This window comes from Amycolatopsis thermoflava N1165 (assembly GCF_000473265.1).
Lineage (GTDB): Bacteria > Actinomycetota > Actinomycetes > Mycobacteriales > Pseudonocardiaceae > Amycolatopsis_E > Amycolatopsis_E thermoflava.
Genome location: NZ_KI421511.1, coordinates 5,835,404 through 5,851,539 on the forward strand (window position 1 = coordinate 5,835,404; position 16,136 = coordinate 5,851,539).

20 protein-coding genes and 2 tRNA genes are annotated in these 16,136 nt (G+C 70.6%); 9 read left to right on the top strand and 13 right to left on the bottom strand.

Annotated features, from left to right (window positions below):
* Positions 1-48: 48 nt before the first annotated feature.
* Positions 49-315 (top strand): cell division protein CrgA, encoded by a 267-nt coding sequence (gene crgA / locus AMYTH_RS0128735; RefSeq protein WP_017985996.1) that lies wholly within the window; start codon positions 49-51, stop codon positions 313-315.
* 189 nt (positions 316-504) lie between these two features.
* On the top strand, positions 505-804 hold the full coding sequence (locus tag AMYTH_RS0128740) for a PH domain-containing protein (RefSeq protein WP_209440793.1): 300 nt from the start codon (positions 505-507) through the stop codon (positions 802-804).
* Here AMYTH_RS0128740 and AMYTH_RS0128745 read toward each other — a convergent pair.
* Both AMYTH_RS0128745 and AMYTH_RS0128750 read right to left on the bottom strand, forming a co-directional pair.
* The gene (locus tag AMYTH_RS0128745; RefSeq protein WP_410468339.1) at positions 801-1,739 is read right to left on the bottom strand and encodes a rhomboid family intramembrane serine protease; all 939 of its coding nucleotides are present in this window, start codon (positions 1,737-1,739) and stop codon (positions 801-803) included. The genes AMYTH_RS0128740 and AMYTH_RS0128745 overlap by 4 nt on opposite strands.
* A gap of 28 nt (positions 1,740-1,767) precedes the next feature.
* Complete coding sequence (locus AMYTH_RS0128750; RefSeq protein WP_017985993.1) at positions 1,768-2,319, bottom strand: peptidylprolyl isomerase; 552 nt, start codon at positions 2,317-2,319, stop codon at positions 1,768-1,770.
* A gap of 97 nt (positions 2,320-2,416) precedes the next feature.
* Here AMYTH_RS0128750 and AMYTH_RS0128755 point away from each other — a divergent pair, with 97 nt between their 5' ends.
* Positions 2,417-3,019, top strand: a complete 603-nt coding sequence (locus AMYTH_RS0128755; protein ID WP_228685000.1) for a hypothetical protein — start codon at positions 2,417-2,419, stop codon at positions 3,017-3,019.
* Between the two features lie 148 nt (positions 3,020-3,167).
* Here AMYTH_RS0128755 and AMYTH_RS0128760 read toward each other — a convergent pair whose 3' ends face one another.
* Positions 3,168-3,620: a DUF6918 family protein gene (locus AMYTH_RS0128760; RefSeq protein WP_027933164.1), complete on the bottom strand. Its 453-nt coding sequence runs from the start codon at positions 3,618-3,620 to the stop codon at positions 3,168-3,170.
* 161 nt (positions 3,621-3,781) lie between these two features.
* On the bottom strand, positions 3,782-4,297 hold the full coding sequence (locus AMYTH_RS0128765; RefSeq protein WP_027933165.1) for a DUF2020 domain-containing protein: 516 nt from the start codon (positions 4,295-4,297) through the stop codon (positions 3,782-3,784).
* Positions 4,298-4,423: 126 nt separating this feature from the next.
* On the opposite strand from AMYTH_RS0128765, the gene AMYTH_RS0128770 reads away from it, so the two are divergent.
* Complete coding sequence (locus tag AMYTH_RS0128770) at positions 4,424-5,428, top strand: M14 family metallopeptidase (protein ID WP_027933166.1); 1,005 nt, start codon at positions 4,424-4,426, stop codon at positions 5,426-5,428.
* 33 nt (positions 5,429-5,461) lie between these two features.
* A complete protein-coding gene (locus AMYTH_RS0128775; protein ID WP_017985988.1) occupies positions 5,462-6,091 on the top strand; it encodes a helix-turn-helix transcriptional regulator in 630 nt (209 codons plus the stop codon).
* Here AMYTH_RS0128775 and AMYTH_RS0128780 read toward each other — a convergent pair.
* The 6 genes from AMYTH_RS0128780 to AMYTH_RS0128805 all read right to left on the bottom strand — a co-directional run bounded on the left by AMYTH_RS0128780 (position 6,081) and on the right by AMYTH_RS0128805 (position 10,091).
* Entirely contained in the window at positions 6,081-6,959 is an 879-nt protein-coding gene (locus AMYTH_RS0128780) for a spermidine synthase (protein ID WP_027933167.1), read from the bottom strand. The two genes, AMYTH_RS0128775 and AMYTH_RS0128780, sit on opposite strands and share 11 nt — an antisense overlap.
* A 10-nt stretch (positions 6,960-6,969) precedes the next feature.
* Positions 6,970-7,806: a hypothetical protein gene (locus tag AMYTH_RS0128785; protein ID WP_027933168.1), complete on the bottom strand. Its 837-nt coding sequence runs from the start codon at positions 7,804-7,806 to the stop codon at positions 6,970-6,972.
* On the bottom strand, positions 7,803-9,128 hold the full coding sequence (locus AMYTH_RS0128790) for a hypothetical protein (RefSeq protein ID WP_027933169.1): 1,326 nt from the start codon (positions 9,126-9,128) through the stop codon (positions 7,803-7,805). Before AMYTH_RS0128790 ends, AMYTH_RS0128785 begins: the two co-directional genes overlap by 4 nt.
* Positions 9,113-9,403, bottom strand: a complete 291-nt coding sequence (locus tag AMYTH_RS0128795; RefSeq protein WP_209440795.1) for a DUF6403 family protein — start codon at positions 9,401-9,403, stop codon at positions 9,113-9,115. The genes AMYTH_RS0128790 and AMYTH_RS0128795 overlap by 16 nt, the downstream gene beginning before the upstream one ends.
* Positions 9,404-9,800: 397 nt before the next feature.
* Positions 9,801-9,873 (bottom strand) — tRNA-Ala (locus AMYTH_RS0128800).
* Positions 9,874-9,902: 29 nt separating this feature from the next.
* Positions 9,903-10,091 carry a DLW-39 family protein gene (locus AMYTH_RS0128805; protein ID WP_017985983.1) on the bottom strand — a complete coding sequence of 63 codons (189 nt, stop codon included), beginning with the start codon at positions 10,089-10,091 and terminating at the stop codon, positions 9,903-9,905.
* 170 nt (positions 10,092-10,261) lie between these two features.
* Here AMYTH_RS0128805 and AMYTH_RS0128810 point away from each other — a divergent pair, with 170 nt between their 5' ends.
* The 3 genes from AMYTH_RS0128810 (at position 10,262) to AMYTH_RS0128820 (ending at position 12,905) form a co-directional block, all read left to right on the top strand.
* Positions 10,262-11,659 carry an FAD-binding oxidoreductase gene (locus AMYTH_RS0128810; RefSeq protein WP_027933171.1) on the top strand — a complete coding sequence of 466 codons (1,398 nt, stop codon included), beginning with the start codon at positions 10,262-10,264 and terminating at the stop codon, positions 11,657-11,659.
* Positions 11,660-11,720: 61 nt separating this feature from the next.
* Positions 11,721-11,954 carry a microaggregate-binding protein 1 gene (gene mbp1, locus AMYTH_RS0128815; RefSeq protein ID WP_020416244.1) on the top strand — a complete coding sequence of 78 codons (234 nt, stop codon included), beginning with the start codon at positions 11,721-11,723 and terminating at the stop codon, positions 11,952-11,954.
* A gap of 147 nt (positions 11,955-12,101) precedes the next feature.
* Positions 12,102-12,905 (top strand): MerR family transcriptional regulator, encoded by an 804-nt coding sequence (locus AMYTH_RS0128820; RefSeq protein ID WP_027933172.1) that lies wholly within the window; start codon positions 12,102-12,104, stop codon positions 12,903-12,905.
* On the opposite strand, the gene AMYTH_RS0128825 is transcribed toward AMYTH_RS0128820, so the two are convergent.
* Positions 12,902-13,759 (bottom strand): YceI family protein, encoded by an 858-nt coding sequence (locus AMYTH_RS0128825; RefSeq protein WP_027933173.1) that lies wholly within the window; start codon positions 13,757-13,759, stop codon positions 12,902-12,904. The genes AMYTH_RS0128820 and AMYTH_RS0128825 overlap by 4 nt on opposite strands.
* A 102-nt stretch (positions 13,760-13,861) precedes the next feature.
* Entirely contained in the window at positions 13,862-14,995 is a 1,134-nt protein-coding gene (locus tag AMYTH_RS0128830) for a PP2C family protein-serine/threonine phosphatase (RefSeq protein ID WP_027933174.1), read from the bottom strand.
* Between the two features lie 74 nt (positions 14,996-15,069).
* On the opposite strand from AMYTH_RS0128830, the gene AMYTH_RS0128835 reads away from it, so the two are divergent.
* A complete protein-coding gene (locus AMYTH_RS0128835; RefSeq protein ID WP_228685004.1) occupies positions 15,070-15,975 on the top strand; it encodes an LLM class flavin-dependent oxidoreductase in 906 nt (301 codons plus the stop codon).
* 60 nt (positions 15,976-16,035) lie between these two features.
* On the opposite strand, the gene AMYTH_RS0128840 is transcribed toward AMYTH_RS0128835, so the two are convergent.
* Positions 16,036-16,109, bottom strand: a tRNA-Ile gene (locus AMYTH_RS0128840).
* Between the last annotated feature and the right edge of the window lie 27 nt (positions 16,110-16,136).

Sequence of the window (16,136 nt, forward strand, 5' to 3'; positions counted from 1 at the left end):
CGGGTGGATGCGCACCACCTGGCCAGACACGAACACCGCGAGGTTCCGATGCCCAAGTCCAAGGTCCGCAAGAAGACGGCTTACACGCCGCCGGCCGATCGGCGCACGCCGGTCAAGGTGCGCGCCGCTGGGCCGTCCAGCCTGGTCTACAAGATCGTGATGTTCGGGCTGATGCTGCTCGGCCTGGTCTGGCTCGTCGTGAACTACATCGCGGGCGACAAGATCCCGTTCATGGCGGACCTCGGCAACGGCAACTTCGCGGTGGGCTTCGCGTTGATGATCGTCGGTCTGCTCATGACGATGCGCTGGCGCTGAGCGGAAGATCACAACGATTGCCCCGAACAGCCGCTTGACCCCTAATTACAGCACTGTGACTTTTCCCCAGTGTGGATAACCACTGTGGATAACTCGTCTCCGCACTGGGCTCCGCGACCCGTTCTGGTCGGAGCCGGTTGTGCCGCGGCCGTTTTCGCGGCGGCCGCGGCGGTGCTCGCGAGCGACCGCATGGGCACCGTGTTCTTCGCCGTCGCGGCGATCGCGCTGACCGCGTTGTCACTGCACGGTTTGCTCGTCCGCCCCCGTCTCACCGCGGATCCGCGCGGGCTGCGGATCCGCACCACGACGGGAAAACACGACCTGCACTGGCCCGAGGTGACCGCCCGCGTGCGCACCACGCGCCGCTTCGGCCGGGATTCGGCGACACTGGAAATCGAAGCGGGTGACCAGCTGTTCGTCTTCGGCTGGCTCGAACTCGGCGCCGATCCACGGGACGTGCTCGACGCACTGACCGCGTTGCAGCCCTAGCCGGCGAGCCCCGCGCAGGACAGCAAGTTCCCGCGCAGTTCGCAGGACACGCCGGCCAGCTGCGCGTCACGCACGAACACCAGCACCACCAACGCGATCAGCAGCGCCGCCACCGCGCCGCCCTGCCAGTACTGGCGCCCCTTCGCCGGCGCGTACACCATCGCCGCCGTGACCAGCGCGCCGACGACCAGGCCGCCGAGGTGGCCGAGCAGGGAGATGTTCGGCAGCGACACGCTGATGATCAGGTTCAGCACGATCGTGCCGATCGCGTACGCCGGGTTGAGCCGCAACCGGATCACCGCGACGAGCATCGCGCCCAGCAGCCCGTAGATCGCGCCGGACGCGCCCGCGGTCGCCCTGGTCATGCCGTCGAACAGGTACACCGCCACCGCGCCGCCCAGCAGCGACACCAGGTACAGCGCGGTGAAGCGGACCCGCCCGAGCAGGGTTTCCATGTCTCGGCCCAAGATCCACAGCGCGAGCATGTTGACCGCGAGGTGGATCGGCCCGTAGTGCAGGAAGCCGGACAGCACCAGGCGCCACCACTCGCCGTCGTCCGCGATCAGCACCGGCAACAGCACGCCGTCGCGGAACAGCGGCGCCGTGTCGTTGCCGGTCAGGCTGCCCGCCTGCGACACCGTGACCACGTACACCAGCACGTTGAGCACGATGAGGATCGGCGTGACCACCGGCCGGTGCGAAACCTGGGCGCCGGCGACCGTGCGCGGGGTGTAGCGCTGGACGTTCTGCTCGCGCCGCCCGGTCTGCACGCAGTCGATGCACTGGTAGCCGACCGAGGCCTCACGCAGGCAGTCCGGGCACGCCGGACGGCCACACCGGACACAGGCGAGCCCGGTGGGGCGCGACGGGTGCCACCAGCAACCGGGCAGGGCCGACTGCTGGGGCGGCTGCGAAGCAGGCGGGTGGGGAGGCATGTTCACGATGCCTCCAACCTACCCTGGCTCAGCCTGCGCGTTCGATGTCGATCTTCTCGATGACGACGTCCTGCAGCGGCTTGTCCGCCGGGCCGGTCGCGGTGTTCGCGATCGAGTCCACGACGTCGCGCGACTGCTGGTCGGCGACCTCGCCGAAGATCGTGTGCTTGAAGTTCAGGTGCGGCGTCTTGGCCACGGTGATGAAGAACTGCGAGCCGTTCGTGCCCGGTCCCGCGTTCGCCATCGCCAGCAGGTACGGCCGGTCGAACTGCAGTTCGGGGTGGAACTCGTCGCCGAACTGGTAGCCGGGGCCGCCGCGGCCGGTGCCGGTCGGGTCGCCGCCCTGGATCATGAAGCCCGAGATGACGCGGTGGAAGATCGCGCCGTCGTAGAACGGGCCGGAGTTCTCGCCCTTGGCGTTCGGGCGCTGGTACTCCTTCGTGCCCTCCGCGAGGCCGACGAAGTTGGCCACCGTCTTGGGGGCGTGATCAGGGAAAAGGTTGATCCGGATGTCACCGGCGTTGGTGTGCAGCACGGCGGTCGCCTTCGCACCAACGAGGGATTCACTGCTCTGGGTCACCGCTTCATCGTGCCATCCGCAGCGAGATCGGCCGGAAACGGGCAGGATGGTTACGGGGATGGAACGTGAGACGAAACGATTGTCGAGGTGAAAGGCCATGACCCGAGCTGCGGACTCGGTGGGTGAGTCGGTCAAGGCCGGCTTGCTCGGCCTGAGCAAGCGGGCCGTCGAGGTCGGCAAGGCAGGCGCCGAGGTGACCGCTCAGGCCGCCCACGCGGCCGAGAAACGGCTTTCCGAGAGCACCGAGGAGGCGCGCAAGGAAGCCGCCAAGCGGGGCCGTCAGGCCCGGAAGGACCTGAGCAAGGCGAGCAAACAGGCGCGCAAGGAGGCCGCGGCGCGGCTCGCCGAGCTGCGCAAACCCGGCCGCAAGGCTCGCAAGGCCGCGGTACAGGCCGCGAAGGCGGCTGGCGAGTCGAAGCGCAAGGCCAAGAAGGACTTCAAGCAGGCGAAGAAGGACTTCCGGGCCGCGCTGGAGGAGGCGAAGCTGGCCGCCAAGGGCACGCGGAAGAGCCGCAAGTGGCCGCTCTTCCTGGTGCTGGGCGTCCTGGCCGCGGCGGGCGCCGCGGTCGCGCTGCGTGGCAAGCAGGAGCCGCCGGTGGCCACCGAGCCGCCGCGCGCCGCGCCGAAGCCGGCCACCCCGGAGTCGACGGCGAACGGCCAGCACGCGCCGAGCCCGTCACCCGCGGAAAAGCAGAACTGACACGTTCCACGGAAGTGCCGCTCGGCTCTGGGTCGAGCGGCGCTTCCGCTTGCGCGGGCGCCATCCGCGGGACGCCCGCACATGCGAAAACGGCCGCTTTCCCTACTGGTACCGAAGGGAAAACGGCCGTTCGCGCGCGTGGCCTGCCTCAGGCGGCGGCCGCGTGCTTGTCGATCAGCTTGCCCAGGCGGGGCAGCGCCTCCTCGACGTTCTTCTTGCCGTTCGGGCGCAGCTTCTCGTAGACCTTCTTGATGCTGTCGCGGCTGCTCTTGGCGGCGCGCGCGTCGGTCACGCTCAGCAGCGCGTCGGCGGCCTGGTCACCACGGCTGGACAGGTAGGCGCCGAAGTCGCCGCCACCCTGGCCCTTGAAGTCGGCGTAGAACGGCTCGAGCGCGGCGGTGAAGTCGTCGAGCAGGCTGTCGACGGCGGAGCCGATGATGCCCGGCTTGATCTTCTTGACCGCGGCGAAGCCGGTCTTGATGACGGCGCCGGACACGCCGCCCTTGTCCGAGACCTCTTCGTCGACCAGCGTCTCCAGGTCGGTCACAACGGCCGGACGCCTGCTGGAGTCGAGCAGGATTTCCTTGAGGGTGTCAGCCACGAATGTCTGTCCTTCTTCACATCGAGGTACACGGGGGGCTTCTCGCAGCCCGTGGCACGGCGCCGGCCGCAGGTCTCGACCGTACGCGTGCTGGTCCTCCCCCGGCTGCGAGGTGCGATCAGGGTAATACAAGATCAACTTGACACTGCACCCTGGCGGCCTTAAAGCCGCGAGATCGCCTGCCGGGCAACGGTTCTCGCCTTCACCGTCTGTTGCTGATCGGTGGTCACGACGACCGCCGTACCGCCCTTGGCCACGGCATATACCGCGCCGTCCGGTTTCGCTGCGTAACCACCCTGCCACCCTGGCGGATCGGTCGCGGGGTTGCTCGTGGCCACCGGGGCCGCCTGGTCGACGATCGCCTCCGCCACCGCCGGGTCTCCGGTGTAGACCCGCACGGTCAGCTGGAGCTTCCCGGAGAGCGCGTAGAAGAAGCACGTCGGGTGCGGCTGGTCGGCGGAGACCTCCACCTTCGACACCCGCTGGCCGTTGGCGTTCGCGACGACCGAGTTCTCCAGGTACGGGCAGGGCGCGGCGCGGGCCGGCGTGGGCTCCGGCGGCAGCTGCACGGCGGTCGTCGGCGGCACGCTCGGGGGTGGGGGCGCCTCCGGAGCCTGCTGGGTGGCGCAGCCGGCCAACGCGGCGGCCGCGAGCAGGGCGGGCAGAACTCGTCGCATAACCCGATCAGTGAACCACCCGGCGCCCGCCGGGTTGTGCCGGGCGCGCCGCTACAGCAGGGTAGAAGAGACTACTCTACGTGTTCGTTCGGAGGCGAAATGTATTCACGTCGGGCCGCCAGTGGCGTGCTCGCCCTGGTGACCGGAGCCGCCCTGCTGGCCGGGACCGCACCCGCGCAGGCCGTCGCGGCCGAATTCCCGGCCGGCGACGAGGGCTACCACACCTACGCCGAGGTCACGACGGAACTGCAGAAGACGGCCGCGAACCACCCGGACATCGCGGTGCTGTCCAGCGTGGGCAAGTCCTACGAGGGCCGCGAGCTGAACCTGATCAAGATCAGCGACAACGCCGCCGCCGACGAGGGCGAGCCGGAGGTGCTGTTCACCTGCAACCAGCACGCGCGCGAGCACCTGACGACCGAGATGTGCCTGCACATCGTGCAGCGCTTCACCGAGGGCTACGCGAACGACCCGCACATCCGCTCGATGGTCGACGGCCACGTGATCTGGGTGGTCCCGAACGTGAACCCGGACGGGTCGGAGTACGACATCTCGGACACCGACTACAAGTACTGGCGCAAGAACCGCAGGCCGGTCGAGGACGGCAAGATCGGCACCGACCTGAACCGCAACTGGGGCTACAAGTGGGGCTGCTGCGACGGCTCCAGCACGCGGCCCGCCTCGGACACCTATCGCGGCCCGTCGGCCTTCTCCGAGCCGGAGACGCAGGCCGTGTCCAGGTTCGTCGACTCCCGCGCGGCGGGCGGGAAGCAGCGGATCAAGGCGCACATCGACTTCCACACCTACTCCGAGCTGGTGCTCTGGCCATTCGGGCACACCCAGGACGACACCGGCGAGGGCATGACGGCCGAGGAGAACGCCCGCTTCCACGACGTGGGGCAGCGCATGGCCGCGACGAACCAGTACAAGGCCCAGCAGTCCAGCGACCTCTACGTCACCGACGGCGACATCAACGACTGGATGTGGGGCACCCACAAGATCCTGACGTTCACCTTCGAGATGTACCCGACGAGTCCGTTCCCCGGCTTCTACCCGCCGGACGAGGAGATCGTGCGGGAGACGACCCGCAACGACGCGGCGGTGGACATCCTGATCTCCGAGGCGCGCTAGACAATCGATCCAGGTTTTGTACATCATGCCCAGGTGACCGATGCCGACGCGGTGCTCTCCGCGCTCCGACCCGTGCTCGACGGCCTGGCCGCCACCTTCGGCGGCAACTGCGAGGTCGTCCTGCACGACTACCGGCGACCGGAGGGCTCCGTCGTCGCCGTCGCGGGCGAGGTCACCGGCCGCGCGCCCGGCGGCTCGATGAGCGAGCTGGGGCTGAGCCTGCTCAAGCAGGGCCGCGACGCACGCGACCAGATCAACTACCTGACGCGGACGCCGGCCGGGCGCGTGATCAAGGCGTCCACGATGCTGCTGCGCGACCGCGACGGCGAGGTGTTCGGGGCGCTGTGCGTGAACCTGGACGTGACCGACCTGCGGCACGCGGCCGTGCTGCTCGGCGAGCTGGCGGCGGTGACCGCGCTGCCCGATGCGACCACGACGTTCACCAACGACGTCGGGCAGCTGATCCGCGCGGTCGTGGCGGAGGAGGAGCTGAAGCTCGGCCGCCCGGTGAGCCGCATGACGCGCGCCGAGCGCCTGGACCTGTTCCGGGCCCTCGACGAGCGCGGGCTGTTCGCGCTGCAGAAGGCCGTGCCGGAGGTGGCCGCCGCACTGGGGATCTCCCGCGCGTCGGCCTACAACCACCTGGCCGAGATCAGGTCCTAGGCGGCAGGCCGAAGACGTTCCAGGGCGGGCGCGGGGTGTCCAGCGCCTCGTCGTCGTGGATCGGTTTGGCGTTGCCGCGGAACCGCTCCAGCTCCCCGCCGCTGGTGACACGGGACGGGAAGGCCGCGGACGCGGCGCGACGGGTGATCTCGTCGACGGGCAGGTCCGCGCGCGAGGCGACCAGCACGACGTTGCCGAACCGCCGCCCGCGCAGCACGCCCGAGTCGGCGAGCATCACGACGTGCGGGAACACGGCGCCGATCGTGGCGACGACCCGGCGGGCGAACTTCAGGCCCGGGCCGTCGGCGACGTTGATCAGGTACGTGCCCGCGGGCCGCAGCACCCGGGCGACGTCGGTGGTGAACTCCAGGGTCGCCACGTCGCCCGGCATCTTCGCGCGCTGGAAGACGTCCGCGACGACCAGGTCGGCCGAGCCTTCGCGGCGCGTGGCCACGCCCTCGCGGCCGTCGGAGATGCGCACCCGCAGGTTGGGGACCGCGCGCAGGTCGAGCTGCTCGCGGACCAGGTCGATGAGCGGCTCGTCGGCGTCGAAGACGAGCTGCCGTGAGCCGGGCCGTGTCGCCGCGACGTAGCGCGGCACGGTGCAGCCGGCGCCGCCGAGGTGCAGCGCCTCCAGCGGGCCGTCGGCGAGGCAGTCGATCACGTCCCCGATGCGCCGCACGTACTCGAACTCCAGGCGCGTCGGATCGTCCAGGTCCACATAGGACTGCGCGACCTCGTCGACGGTCAGGAGCCAGGCGTTGGCGCGGTCGGCGTCGGCGAGCAACTCGGCGAGTCCGAAGCGGACCGGATAACGGCCTGGAACCGGGCGGGCGGTGCCGCGCCGCTTCGTGCCTCTTCCTGCCATTGCCGCAACTCTACGTGACACGGCGGCAGCGTTCGCTCAGCGCGTCGACCCGCTTGGCCAGCGCGTTGTACTCCGCCTCGGTGCGGGCGTCCGGGATGTCGTCGAGCAACCGTACGTAGTCGTCGACGATCGAAGCGGGGTGCCTGCCGTCGAGGTCGATGATCTGCTGGGCCAGCACGGCGGCCCCGGCGTTGAGCCTGCTGCGGGCGTCACCGGCCGCCGTCCGCTGTTCCTGCACCCGGATCGCCAGCCGGGCGGCGCGCCGGGCCGCGAGGTTGAGGCCCACCGCGCCGAGCACGACGGCCAGCACCGCGGCGCCGGCGATGAGGAACCGCGGCAGCGGCGCGCTGACCTCCCGCGCGCCGTCCGGGACGGTGCCGGCGCGGACGAGCAGGTCGTAGTTGACCGCGACGACCTTGATCGCCTCCAGCGGCCGGTCGGCGAACTGGTCGATGCCGCGCTTGACGATCTGCTCCGCCACGAAGGCCTTGCCGAAGTTTTCGTCGTCGCGGTCGGGCAGGAGCGCGCAGCCGTAGGTGTCGTACTCGTCGTCGCCCTGGCTGAGCAGCAGGACGAGGTTGCCGTCGGCGGCGCGCTCGACGTCGTCGCAGCCTTCGCGGAGGTCCGCGCCGGGTTCTTCGACGATGACGACGAGCCGACGGTTGCCGATGACGCGTTCGGCCGCGCCCTCGTCGAGGTCCACCCCGTCCGCGACGTACACCGAGGACGTGCGCACATCGCGGGCCATGGCGCCCTCGAAGATCCCGCCCGTCCACAGTGCCCAGAGCGCGAAGACGAAGCAGACGGCGGTGGCGATGCCGAAGGTGCTGCGGAAGAACTTCGTCATGCCAGCCTGCCCCGGAGGTAGACCGCGGGCCGGTACCCGCGGCGCTTCAGGGTCTTCGCGACGTGGTCGAGTTCGGCCTCGGCGTCGTCGAGCAGGGCGGCGACGTGCTGGTCCGGCAGGTTCTCGGCGACGGCTTCCCGCGCGGACTGGAGGGTGGCGATCGCCCTGGTCAGCGCGGGGTCGGTGGTGTCGCCGGTGAGGCCGGAGACCTCGATGGCCAGCGCGGTGAGGCCGGCCATCCGCACGCTCGCGCCCGGCCGCCGCTGCGCGGCTGTGCGCACCGCACGCGCCGTCAGGACCAGGAAGACGACCGCGCAGGCCGCGAAGATCCACGGCAGCGCGGGCAGCGCGACCCGGACGGGGTCGAACGGCTGGTACGGCAGGGGGCGGTCGAACAGGCCCGCGTAGCGGACGTCGGTGACGCGGTCGAGGTAGGCGCCGAGGATGTTGCGCTGCGGGTAGGCGTAGAGGCTGAGCCGGTCGCTGTACTGGCCGTAGAAGCCGGCGGCGGCGACCTCGGCGAAGTCGGCGGCCTGCGGTCCGTGGTACTCGACCCACTCGCCGTACATGACGACGATCGGTTTGCCGGGGAAGACGCTGGTCAGCGCGCTGCCGTAGTCCGGGATGGGCTGTCCGGCCTGCTGCCGGGGCAGGACGACGAACAGCGCGCCGTTCGGGAAGGCGTCGGCCGCGGACGGGATGTCGGTCATGCCGTGGGTCCCGGTGGCTCGTAGGTCGGCGACGACGGGTTCGAGTTCGGCGGCGGTCGGCTGGCGGTACCGGATGGTGTCGGCGTCGGGTGGTTCGGGCCGGTCCTGGATGTGGGCGATCAGGAAGAGCAGCAGGTCGGTGACGTCTCCGGCGGCGAACTGGGCGCGCCAGCCGGTGAGCCGGTCGGCCACGACCTGGCCGGGGTCGCCGGTGACCTGGGTGCCCATGATCGTGATGTTCGCGTTCTCGACGTCGCGGACGCGGTCGCGCTCGGCCTCGTCCAGCCCGGGCGGGGCGACGAGGATGCGGACGTCGGTGGCGCCGATCGCCGCGCGGACCTGCTGTTCGTCCCACTGCGCGATGGAACCGGGCAGCCGGGTGACCGGGTTGGCGGCGACGAGCGCGGTCATCTCGGCCACGGAGGGGACGGTCGTGTCGCTGAGCTCGCCGGCCTCGCCCTCCCGGATGGGGTCGGTGCGCGTCGGCGACTGCCCGTAGCTGACGTCGAAGGTCTGTCCCTGTGCGACGAGGAAGACGACGAGGACGCCGATCGCGGCGGCGAGGCAGCCCCAGCGCAGCCATTCGAGCCCGCGCTTCACGCGTCGCGCCACAGCTGATCGGCCCGACGAGCGGCGCGCTCGGCGGTCTCGGCCGCGCCGGTGCCGCCACCGTCGGCGAGGAGGCGTTCCGCCTTGGCGAGGAGGTGTTCGGCCTCTTCGACGTCGGTCCGGGAGGCATCACGGCTGATCTGCGCCCTGGCGACGGCCGCCCGCGCCGAGGACCAAGCCGTGCTGGTGGAGCGGCGCCGGTCGCGCCACCGGGGAAGCAACACAACACCACCGCCCGCGAGGACGAGCACCGCGGCAGCGGCGAGCCAGACGGCCAAGGAGGACAAGGGAACCCCAGCGGATCAGGTGATCAACGAGCCCCGATTGTCCATGATCGGCAGACCGCGCGCGACAGGTTCAGCCCAAGATGTCACATCAAACGCTATTCGGCGACGAGCCTCCGATGCGCCAAACCCAACGCGACCTCACGCGACCAACGCAGCCCCACGCAACACTCGAAACGCAAACAGCTCACGCTCTCCGCGAGCACGAGCCCCCCACACGTCGAGCACGAGCCTCCAGTGCGCGAAAACAACCGCGACCTCACCCGACCAACGCAACCACACGCGGGGGGTTCGGGGGCACGCCCCCGAGCGGGGCGTGGGGGCTGCGCCCCCACAAAACACGCGAAACGCAATCGGCTCGCGCTCTCCGCGAGCACGAGCCTCCCATGCGTGGAGCTGAGGGGAATCGAACCCCTGACCTCTGCCTTGCAAAAGCAGCGCTCTACCAATTGAGCTACAGCCCCGGACGCGGGCCCCCAAGCCCGCGTGAAGTTCAGTTGTTCGTGCCCGCCTCGGCGGCCTTCGCCGGCGCGCTGCCGTTCGTCGAGACCGCGGCCAGCGGGCGCTCGGTCGGAGCGGTGGCCTCGCGCCACAGGTCGGCCTCAGCCTTCGCGTCCTTGTTGCGCTTGATCACGAACAGCACCCCACCCGCGACGACTGCGAGCGCCAGCAGCTTCTTCACGTTCAGGCCCCTCTTCGACGTTCCGGCTGACCTCACGATGCTACTGCACCCGCCAGGGGGAGGTTCGCGCGGTGCGGGGCGGCCCTGACCTGTAATGCAGGTCACATCCACTTCGACTTCCTCTGGTGGTTCGCGCCACGTCCATTGTCCGCCCGCGAAAGCAGGATGCCATGAACCCCTTCGACGTGGAGACCTTGCGGCGGTCCCTCGAGGGCGCCGCCCTCACACCCGGCGATCCGGGCTACGACCAGGGCCGTGCCGTGTGGAACGGCCTCATCGACCGCCATCCGGCGGTCATCGTCCAGCCGTCCGGCCCGCGTGACGTCGCCACGGCGCTCGCGACCGCCCGGAACTCGGGGCTGGAGGTGGCTGTCCGCGGCGGCGGGCACAACGTCGGCGGGGCCGCGGTCGCCGACGGCGGCCTGACCATCGACCTGAGCAGCCTCGACCAGGTCGTGGTCGACCCCGGCACCCGCACCGCGCGGGTCGGCGGCGGGGCGCGGTGGCGGCAGGTCGACACCGCCACCCAGGGGCACGGCCTGGCCACGGTCGGCGGCACCGTCAGCGACACCGGCGTCGGCGGCCTCACCCTCGGCGGCGGCTTCGGCTGGCTCACCAACCAGTACGGCCTGACCTGTGACAACCTGCTCTCCGCGGAGGTCGTCCTCCCCTCCGGCGACGTGTTGCGCGCGTCGGACACCGAGAACACCGACCTGTTCTGGGCCCTGCGTGGTGGCGGCGGGAACTTCGGCGTGGTCACCGAGTTCGAGTTCCGGCTCCACCCGGTCGGCCCGGTCGTCCAGGTCGGTCTGTTCTTCTGGGAAGAGGACCGCGGCGCCGAGGCGCTGCGGCACATGCAGGGGATCGTGGAGTCGTTGCCGCGGAAAGCCGGCGCCATCATCGCGGCGCTGAACGCTCCGCCCGCCGATTTCGTGCCCGAGGAGCACCGCTTCCGCCCGGGTTACGCGCTCCTCCTCGGCGGGTTCGGCCCGGAACCGGAATTCGCCGAAGTCGCGCAGCAGGTCCGCGCCGGTCTCGCGCCGCTGTTCGAGTTCACCACCCCGATGCCCTACGTCGCGCTCCAGCAAATGCTCGACGAGACCGCGCTGCCGGGCGTCCTCGCCTACGAGAAAGCGCTTTACCTGGACCGTTTCTCGGAGCCGGTCATCACCGCGGTCACCGAACGGCTGCCGCTGCGGAACTCGCCGATGTCGTTCCTGCCCAACATGTTCGCGGGCGGCGCCTTCACCGAGGTCGCCGACGACGCCACGGCTTTCGGCGGCGCCCGGAAACCCGTGGTGCTGTTCAGCATCGGCGCGTTTGCCACCGACGCGGACCTGCTCGCGCGCGACCGGCAGTGGGCCCGGGATCTGTGGGACGCCGTGGCACCGCATTCGTCCGGCACCGGCGGCTACGTCAATTTCATGACCGACTACGAGGACGATCGCGTGCGTGCGAGTTTCGGGGCCGCGAAATACGCGCGGCTGGCCCGGATCAAGGCACACTACGACCCGGAGAACCTGCTGCACCGCAATCCGAACATCAAACCCGCACTGGCACCCGCGTGAGTGATTAGCCCCCCTGCCACCCGGGTAGCCGATTCTTGACGGTGATGAAGGAGGGGCAGAAATGACCGACAAGGAAGACCGTCAGGAAGGCATCAAGGGCGCGGTCGAGGGCCTGAAGGGCAAGGTCAAGGAGACCGCCGGCACGTTCCTGGGGAACGACTCGGCCCAGCGGGAAGGCCGCGCGCAGCAGGAGAAGGCGGACGCGCAGCAGCGCGTCAGCGAGAAGGAAGCCGAAGCCGACCGGGCGCGGGAGGAAGCGGCGCTCGGTGAGGCGCGGCAGCGCAGCGAGCAGTGATCCACCCCCGAGACACGGCCAGGTCAGACGCGGCACAGTTCCCCGTCTGTCCTGGCCGTTCCACGTGGAACCAAGGTTGACCTTGCCCCTGGGGCAGGCCCCACAGTCGCTTCCACCGGGCAAAATGCCCGGTACGAGGAGGGCGACATGGGACTGCTCACGATCGGGGCATTCGCCCGCGCGGCCGGACTCTCCCCGAAGGCCTTGCGACTCTACGACGACCTGGGCCTCCTGCGGCCCGCTTCGGTCGACCCGATCTCCGGCTACCGGCGGTACTCGCCGGACCAGCTGGAGCGGGCCCGCCTGATCGGCTTGCTGCGCCGGACCGGGATGCCGTTGGCGCGGATTTCCCTGGCGCTGTCCAGCCCCGATCCGGCAGCCGAGGTCCTCGCGTACTGGCGTTCGGTCGAGGCCGACGTCGCGGCGCGCGGGCGGCTCGTCGCCTTCCTCGTCGAGCAACTGTCCGGAAAGGACACTGTCACGACGAACCCGGACGCCGCCTACGCCGGGCCACACCTCCTGGCCGTCGCCGACGAGTTCGGTCAGGGCGGGCACCGGGCGAGCGTCACCACGCTGGCCGCGCTCTTATGCTCGGGTCCGCGGCTCGGGGTGGTGCACGTCGGCGATTCGCGGGCGTACCTGCTGCGCGCCGGCGAGCTCCACCAGCTGACGCAGGACCACGTGCAGGGCACCGCGATCCCGGCCACGCTGGTCAAGGCCCTGCACCGGCAGCCGGCCCAGCCGGATCTGCTGCTGCGCGACGGCCGGGACGGCGACCGGTACCTGCTGTGCTCCGACGGCCTCTACCACGCGGTGCCGCCCGACGTGCTGCACGCCGAGCTGCGCGCGGCCGCCACCCCGGTCGACGCCGTCGGCACGCTGGTCGACCTCGCCAACCGGCGTGGCGGCCCGGACAACATCGCCTGCGTGGTCGCCGACGTCGCGGCCTAGGCGCCGCGGACGGCCTGGACGTCGAAGCGGAGCTCGACCGTCGAACCGACCACCACCAGGCCCTTCGCGAGCGTCTGCTGCCAGTTGATCGTGAAGTCCTCGCGGTGCAGCTCCGCCTTCGCGACCGCGCCGAGCCGCTCGCCGTTCCACGACCGCAAGCCGAGGTAGCTCGCGTCCAGGCGCACACCGCGGCTCGCGCCGCGCAGGTTGAGTGTGCCGTCGATCTGCCATCGGTCCCCGGCCACGCGCTGGGCCCGGTCGCTGAAGAAGTGGATCTTCGGGAAGCGTTCGACGTCGAGAAAGTCGGGCGAACGCAGGTGCTCGTCCCGCTTCTCCGCGGCGGTGTCGATGCTGGCCGCGTCGATGACGACCTCGATGGACGAGTTCTCGATCCGCTCGCCGACGGTGATGCTGCCGTGGAAGCGGGTGAACCGGCCGTGGACGCGGGACAGGCCGATGTGCCGCGCGACGAAGCGGATCGACGTGTGGTCCGGGTCGATCACCCAGCGGCCGGGGCCGGGCAGGCGGACGCTCGCGTCGGGGTGCAGCTCGAGATCACCCAGCGAGGTGTGGTCGCCGCTGGCGACGTCGACGGTGTGGGTGAGTTCGCGGTAACCGCCCGCGGTGATCGTCACCTGGTAGGTGCCGGTGGCCGCGGTGACGACCGCCAGCCCGTAGTCGTCGGACACCGCGCGGAAGACCCGCGGGCTGCGCTTGTGCCGGAGGACCATCTCGGCGCCGGCCAGCGGGTTGCCCGTCTCGTCCCGCAGCCGGGCGCTCACCAGGCCGGCGCCGGCCGCGAAGGTGACGGGCTCCCCCTGTCGGCCGTCACGTCGACGCAGGCGGCTGAACATCGGAGGCGCTCCCATCGGTCGGTGGTCCGCAGGCGACCATAACCAGCCGAACGGCGTTCCGTGACCCGGTCGTTACCAGAGTCACCGCACGGAACCGTTGAATCACCCCATCCAGTCGAGGCAGATCACGCAGGCGTCGTCCTTGGGGTGTCCGTCGGCGGCGTCGACAACGGCCCTGGTCAGCGTCTGCACCACGGCACGCGGGTGCAGCCCGGCGGTCTCCCGCGCCAGCCGTCGCAGGTCCACCGACGCCGCTTCCCGCTCCAGCATCCCGTCGGTCAGGAGGAACAGCCGGTCGGCCGGGCGCAGGTCGACGACCTGGACCTCGTGCGGCTTGTCCTGCAGGCCGGTGCCGAACGGGGTGTCGCGGTGCAACGGCACCTCGCGGACGTGGCCGTCGCGCAGGAGCAGTGGGAGCGGGTGTCCGGCGTTGACGACCTCGGCGCGGCCGCCGTCCAGTTCGACGCGGAACAGCTGGCCGGTCGCGTACGGGATCTTCGCGTGCCGCAGCACGGCCCGGTCCGCCTCCGCCGCCTGGTCGGCGAGGGGCCGGTTCGCCCGGCGGGCGCCGCGCAGCGCACCCATCAGCAGGGTCGCGACCAGGCCGGACTGGACGTCGTGACCGACCGCGTCGGTGATCGACAGGTTCAGCGTGCCGTGGTCGAGGGCGTAGTCGTAGGTGTCGCCGCCCACGTCGTCGGCGGGCACCAGCGCGCAGGCGAGCGTGAACTCCGGGGCCTCGCAGGACGGGGCGGGCGGCAGCAGCTGGTGCTGGATCTCGGCCGCGAGGCTGACCTGAGTGGTGCGCTCGCCCCACTCGTAGAGATCGGTGAAGCGCCGGTCGGTGACGATCAGGTAGGCGAGGGCGTGGGCCACCTCGCCCACCTGCCGCAGCACGTCGGGGCCAGGCACGGTCGTTTCGAGCAGGCCGATGGCGTCGCCGCGGTGCGTGACGGGCACGATGACGCGCCCTTGGTCGTGGATCGGCTCCTGGCTGTACAGGACGCGCTCGTAGACGCTGCCGGCCAGGTCCACGCGCTCGGCGTCCGCGCCGTGCAGTGCCGTTCCGTCGAGGCGCACCAGCTCGCGGCCCACGAGGTCGACGAGCAGGAACGAGGTGTCCGACGCGGCGAAGCGCTCGGCCAGGTAGGCGGCGACCACGTCGACCGAGCGGACCGGAGAGGCGCGCTCGGCGGCGGCGAGCACCGACGCGAGGCCGGACGGGACATCGGACATCCCCGCGCTCCCTCCCTTCGGTGGCGCCGTGGGTACCCGCTCACCCGCGCCGGTTAACCCTGGAGCGGCGGGCCGTGTCGGATTCGCGGTGGCTCGTTCGTAGCAGAGGTGAAGCTCGGCACCAGGCCGGGCCGCGTGGGAGGGGTTTACCGATGACGGGTGGTTCGGCACACGAGATCAGGCCGCTGCGGTTCGGCGTCGTCGCACCGATCACCACTGACGTGCCGGCTTGGCGCGATCAGTTGCGCGGGCTGGCCGACAGTGGTTTCTCGACGGTCCTGATGCCCGACGTGCCGGAGTGGCAGCCGGCACCGGGCCCGGCGCTCGCCATGGCGGCGACGATCACCGGCCTGCGCGTGGGCACCTGGGTGTACGCATCTCCGGTTCGACCCGCGTGGATCACCGCGTGGGAGGCGCACTCGCTGTCCGTGCTCACCGAAGGGCGGTTCGAAATGGGCATCGGCACCGGCCGGCCCGGGATCGCCGACCAACTTCGTGAGCTGGGTCTGCCGCTCCCTCCGGAGGGCCAACGGTGGAGCCAGGTGCGCGACGTCGTCGCCGCCCTGCGTGAGCTCGACGGTCCGGACCTGCACACCCCGGTGGCCATGGCGGTGCGCGGCCCGAAGGCACAAGCGGTGGCGGCCGAACTCGCCGACACGGTGACCTTCGTAATGCCACAGATCGAAACGCGGGCGGCGACGATGCAACGGGTACAACGCTTCGACAACTGCCGCGGCGCGGAACTGGCGTTGCACGTACCGGTGGTCGGCGACTCGGTCGCTGCATTCATGGCCGCACCGGACACGGACCCCACCGCCGTCCGGGCCGCGGACTCGCTCGCTTTCCTGCCCAGCGACCCCGCTGCCGCTGCCGAGGAAATCCAACGGCGACGCGAGGAGATCGGCTTCTCCTACTTCGTGTTCGGCGCTGGCGCCGCCGATGCCCTGGCGCCGGTGGTCGCCGAGCTCGCTGGACGGTAGGCAGCCAACAACAAGTCAGCCCCCGTTTCCCTTGGTTGGGAGACGGGGGCTGAGCTGCTGTGGGCCCAGGAGGACTTGAACCTCCGACCTCTTCGTTATCAGCGAAGCGCTCTAACCGCCTGAGCTATGGGCCCTCGAACGGAGAGAAGACTACAACATGC

Coding starts and splice junctions, on each gene's coding strand:
- AMYTH_RS0128820 (WP_027933172.1), top strand. CDS start 12,102: ATGGGACTGCTCACGATCGGGGCATTCGCCCGCGCGGCCGGACTCTCC.
- AMYTH_RS0128765 (WP_027933165.1), bottom strand. CDS start 4,297: ATGCGACGAGTTCTGCCCGCCCTGCTCGCGGCCGCCGCGTTGGCCGGC.
- AMYTH_RS0128785 (WP_027933168.1), bottom strand. CDS start 7,806: ATGACGAAGTTCTTCCGCAGCACCTTCGGCATCGCCACCGCCGTCTGC.
- AMYTH_RS0128740 (WP_209440793.1), top strand. CDS start 505: ATGGGCACCGTGTTCTTCGCCGTCGCGGCGATCGCGCTGACCGCGTTG.
- AMYTH_RS0128825 (WP_027933173.1), bottom strand. CDS start 13,759: ATGTTCAGCCGCCTGCGTCGACGTGACGGCCGACAGGGGGAGCCCGTC.
- AMYTH_RS0128745 (WP_410468339.1), bottom strand. CDS start 1,739: ATGCCTCCCCACCCGCCTGCTTCGCAGCCGCCCCAGCAGTCGGCCCTG.
- AMYTH_RS0128780 (WP_027933167.1), bottom strand. CDS start 6,959: ATGGCAGGAAGAGGCACGAAGCGGCGCGGCACCGCCCGCCCGGTTCCA.
- AMYTH_RS0128830 (WP_027933174.1), bottom strand. CDS start 14,995: ATGTCCGATGTCCCGTCCGGCCTCGCGTCGGTGCTCGCCGCCGCCGAG.
- crgA (WP_017985996.1), top strand. CDS start 49: ATGCCCAAGTCCAAGGTCCGCAAGAAGACGGCTTACACGCCGCCGGCC.
- AMYTH_RS0128755 (WP_228685000.1), top strand. CDS start 2,417: ATGACCCGAGCTGCGGACTCGGTGGGTGAGTCGGTCAAGGCCGGCTTG.
- mbp1 (WP_020416244.1), top strand. CDS start 11,721: ATGACCGACAAGGAAGACCGTCAGGAAGGCATCAAGGGCGCGGTCGAG.
- AMYTH_RS0128810 (WP_027933171.1), top strand. CDS start 10,262: ATGAACCCCTTCGACGTGGAGACCTTGCGGCGGTCCCTCGAGGGCGCC.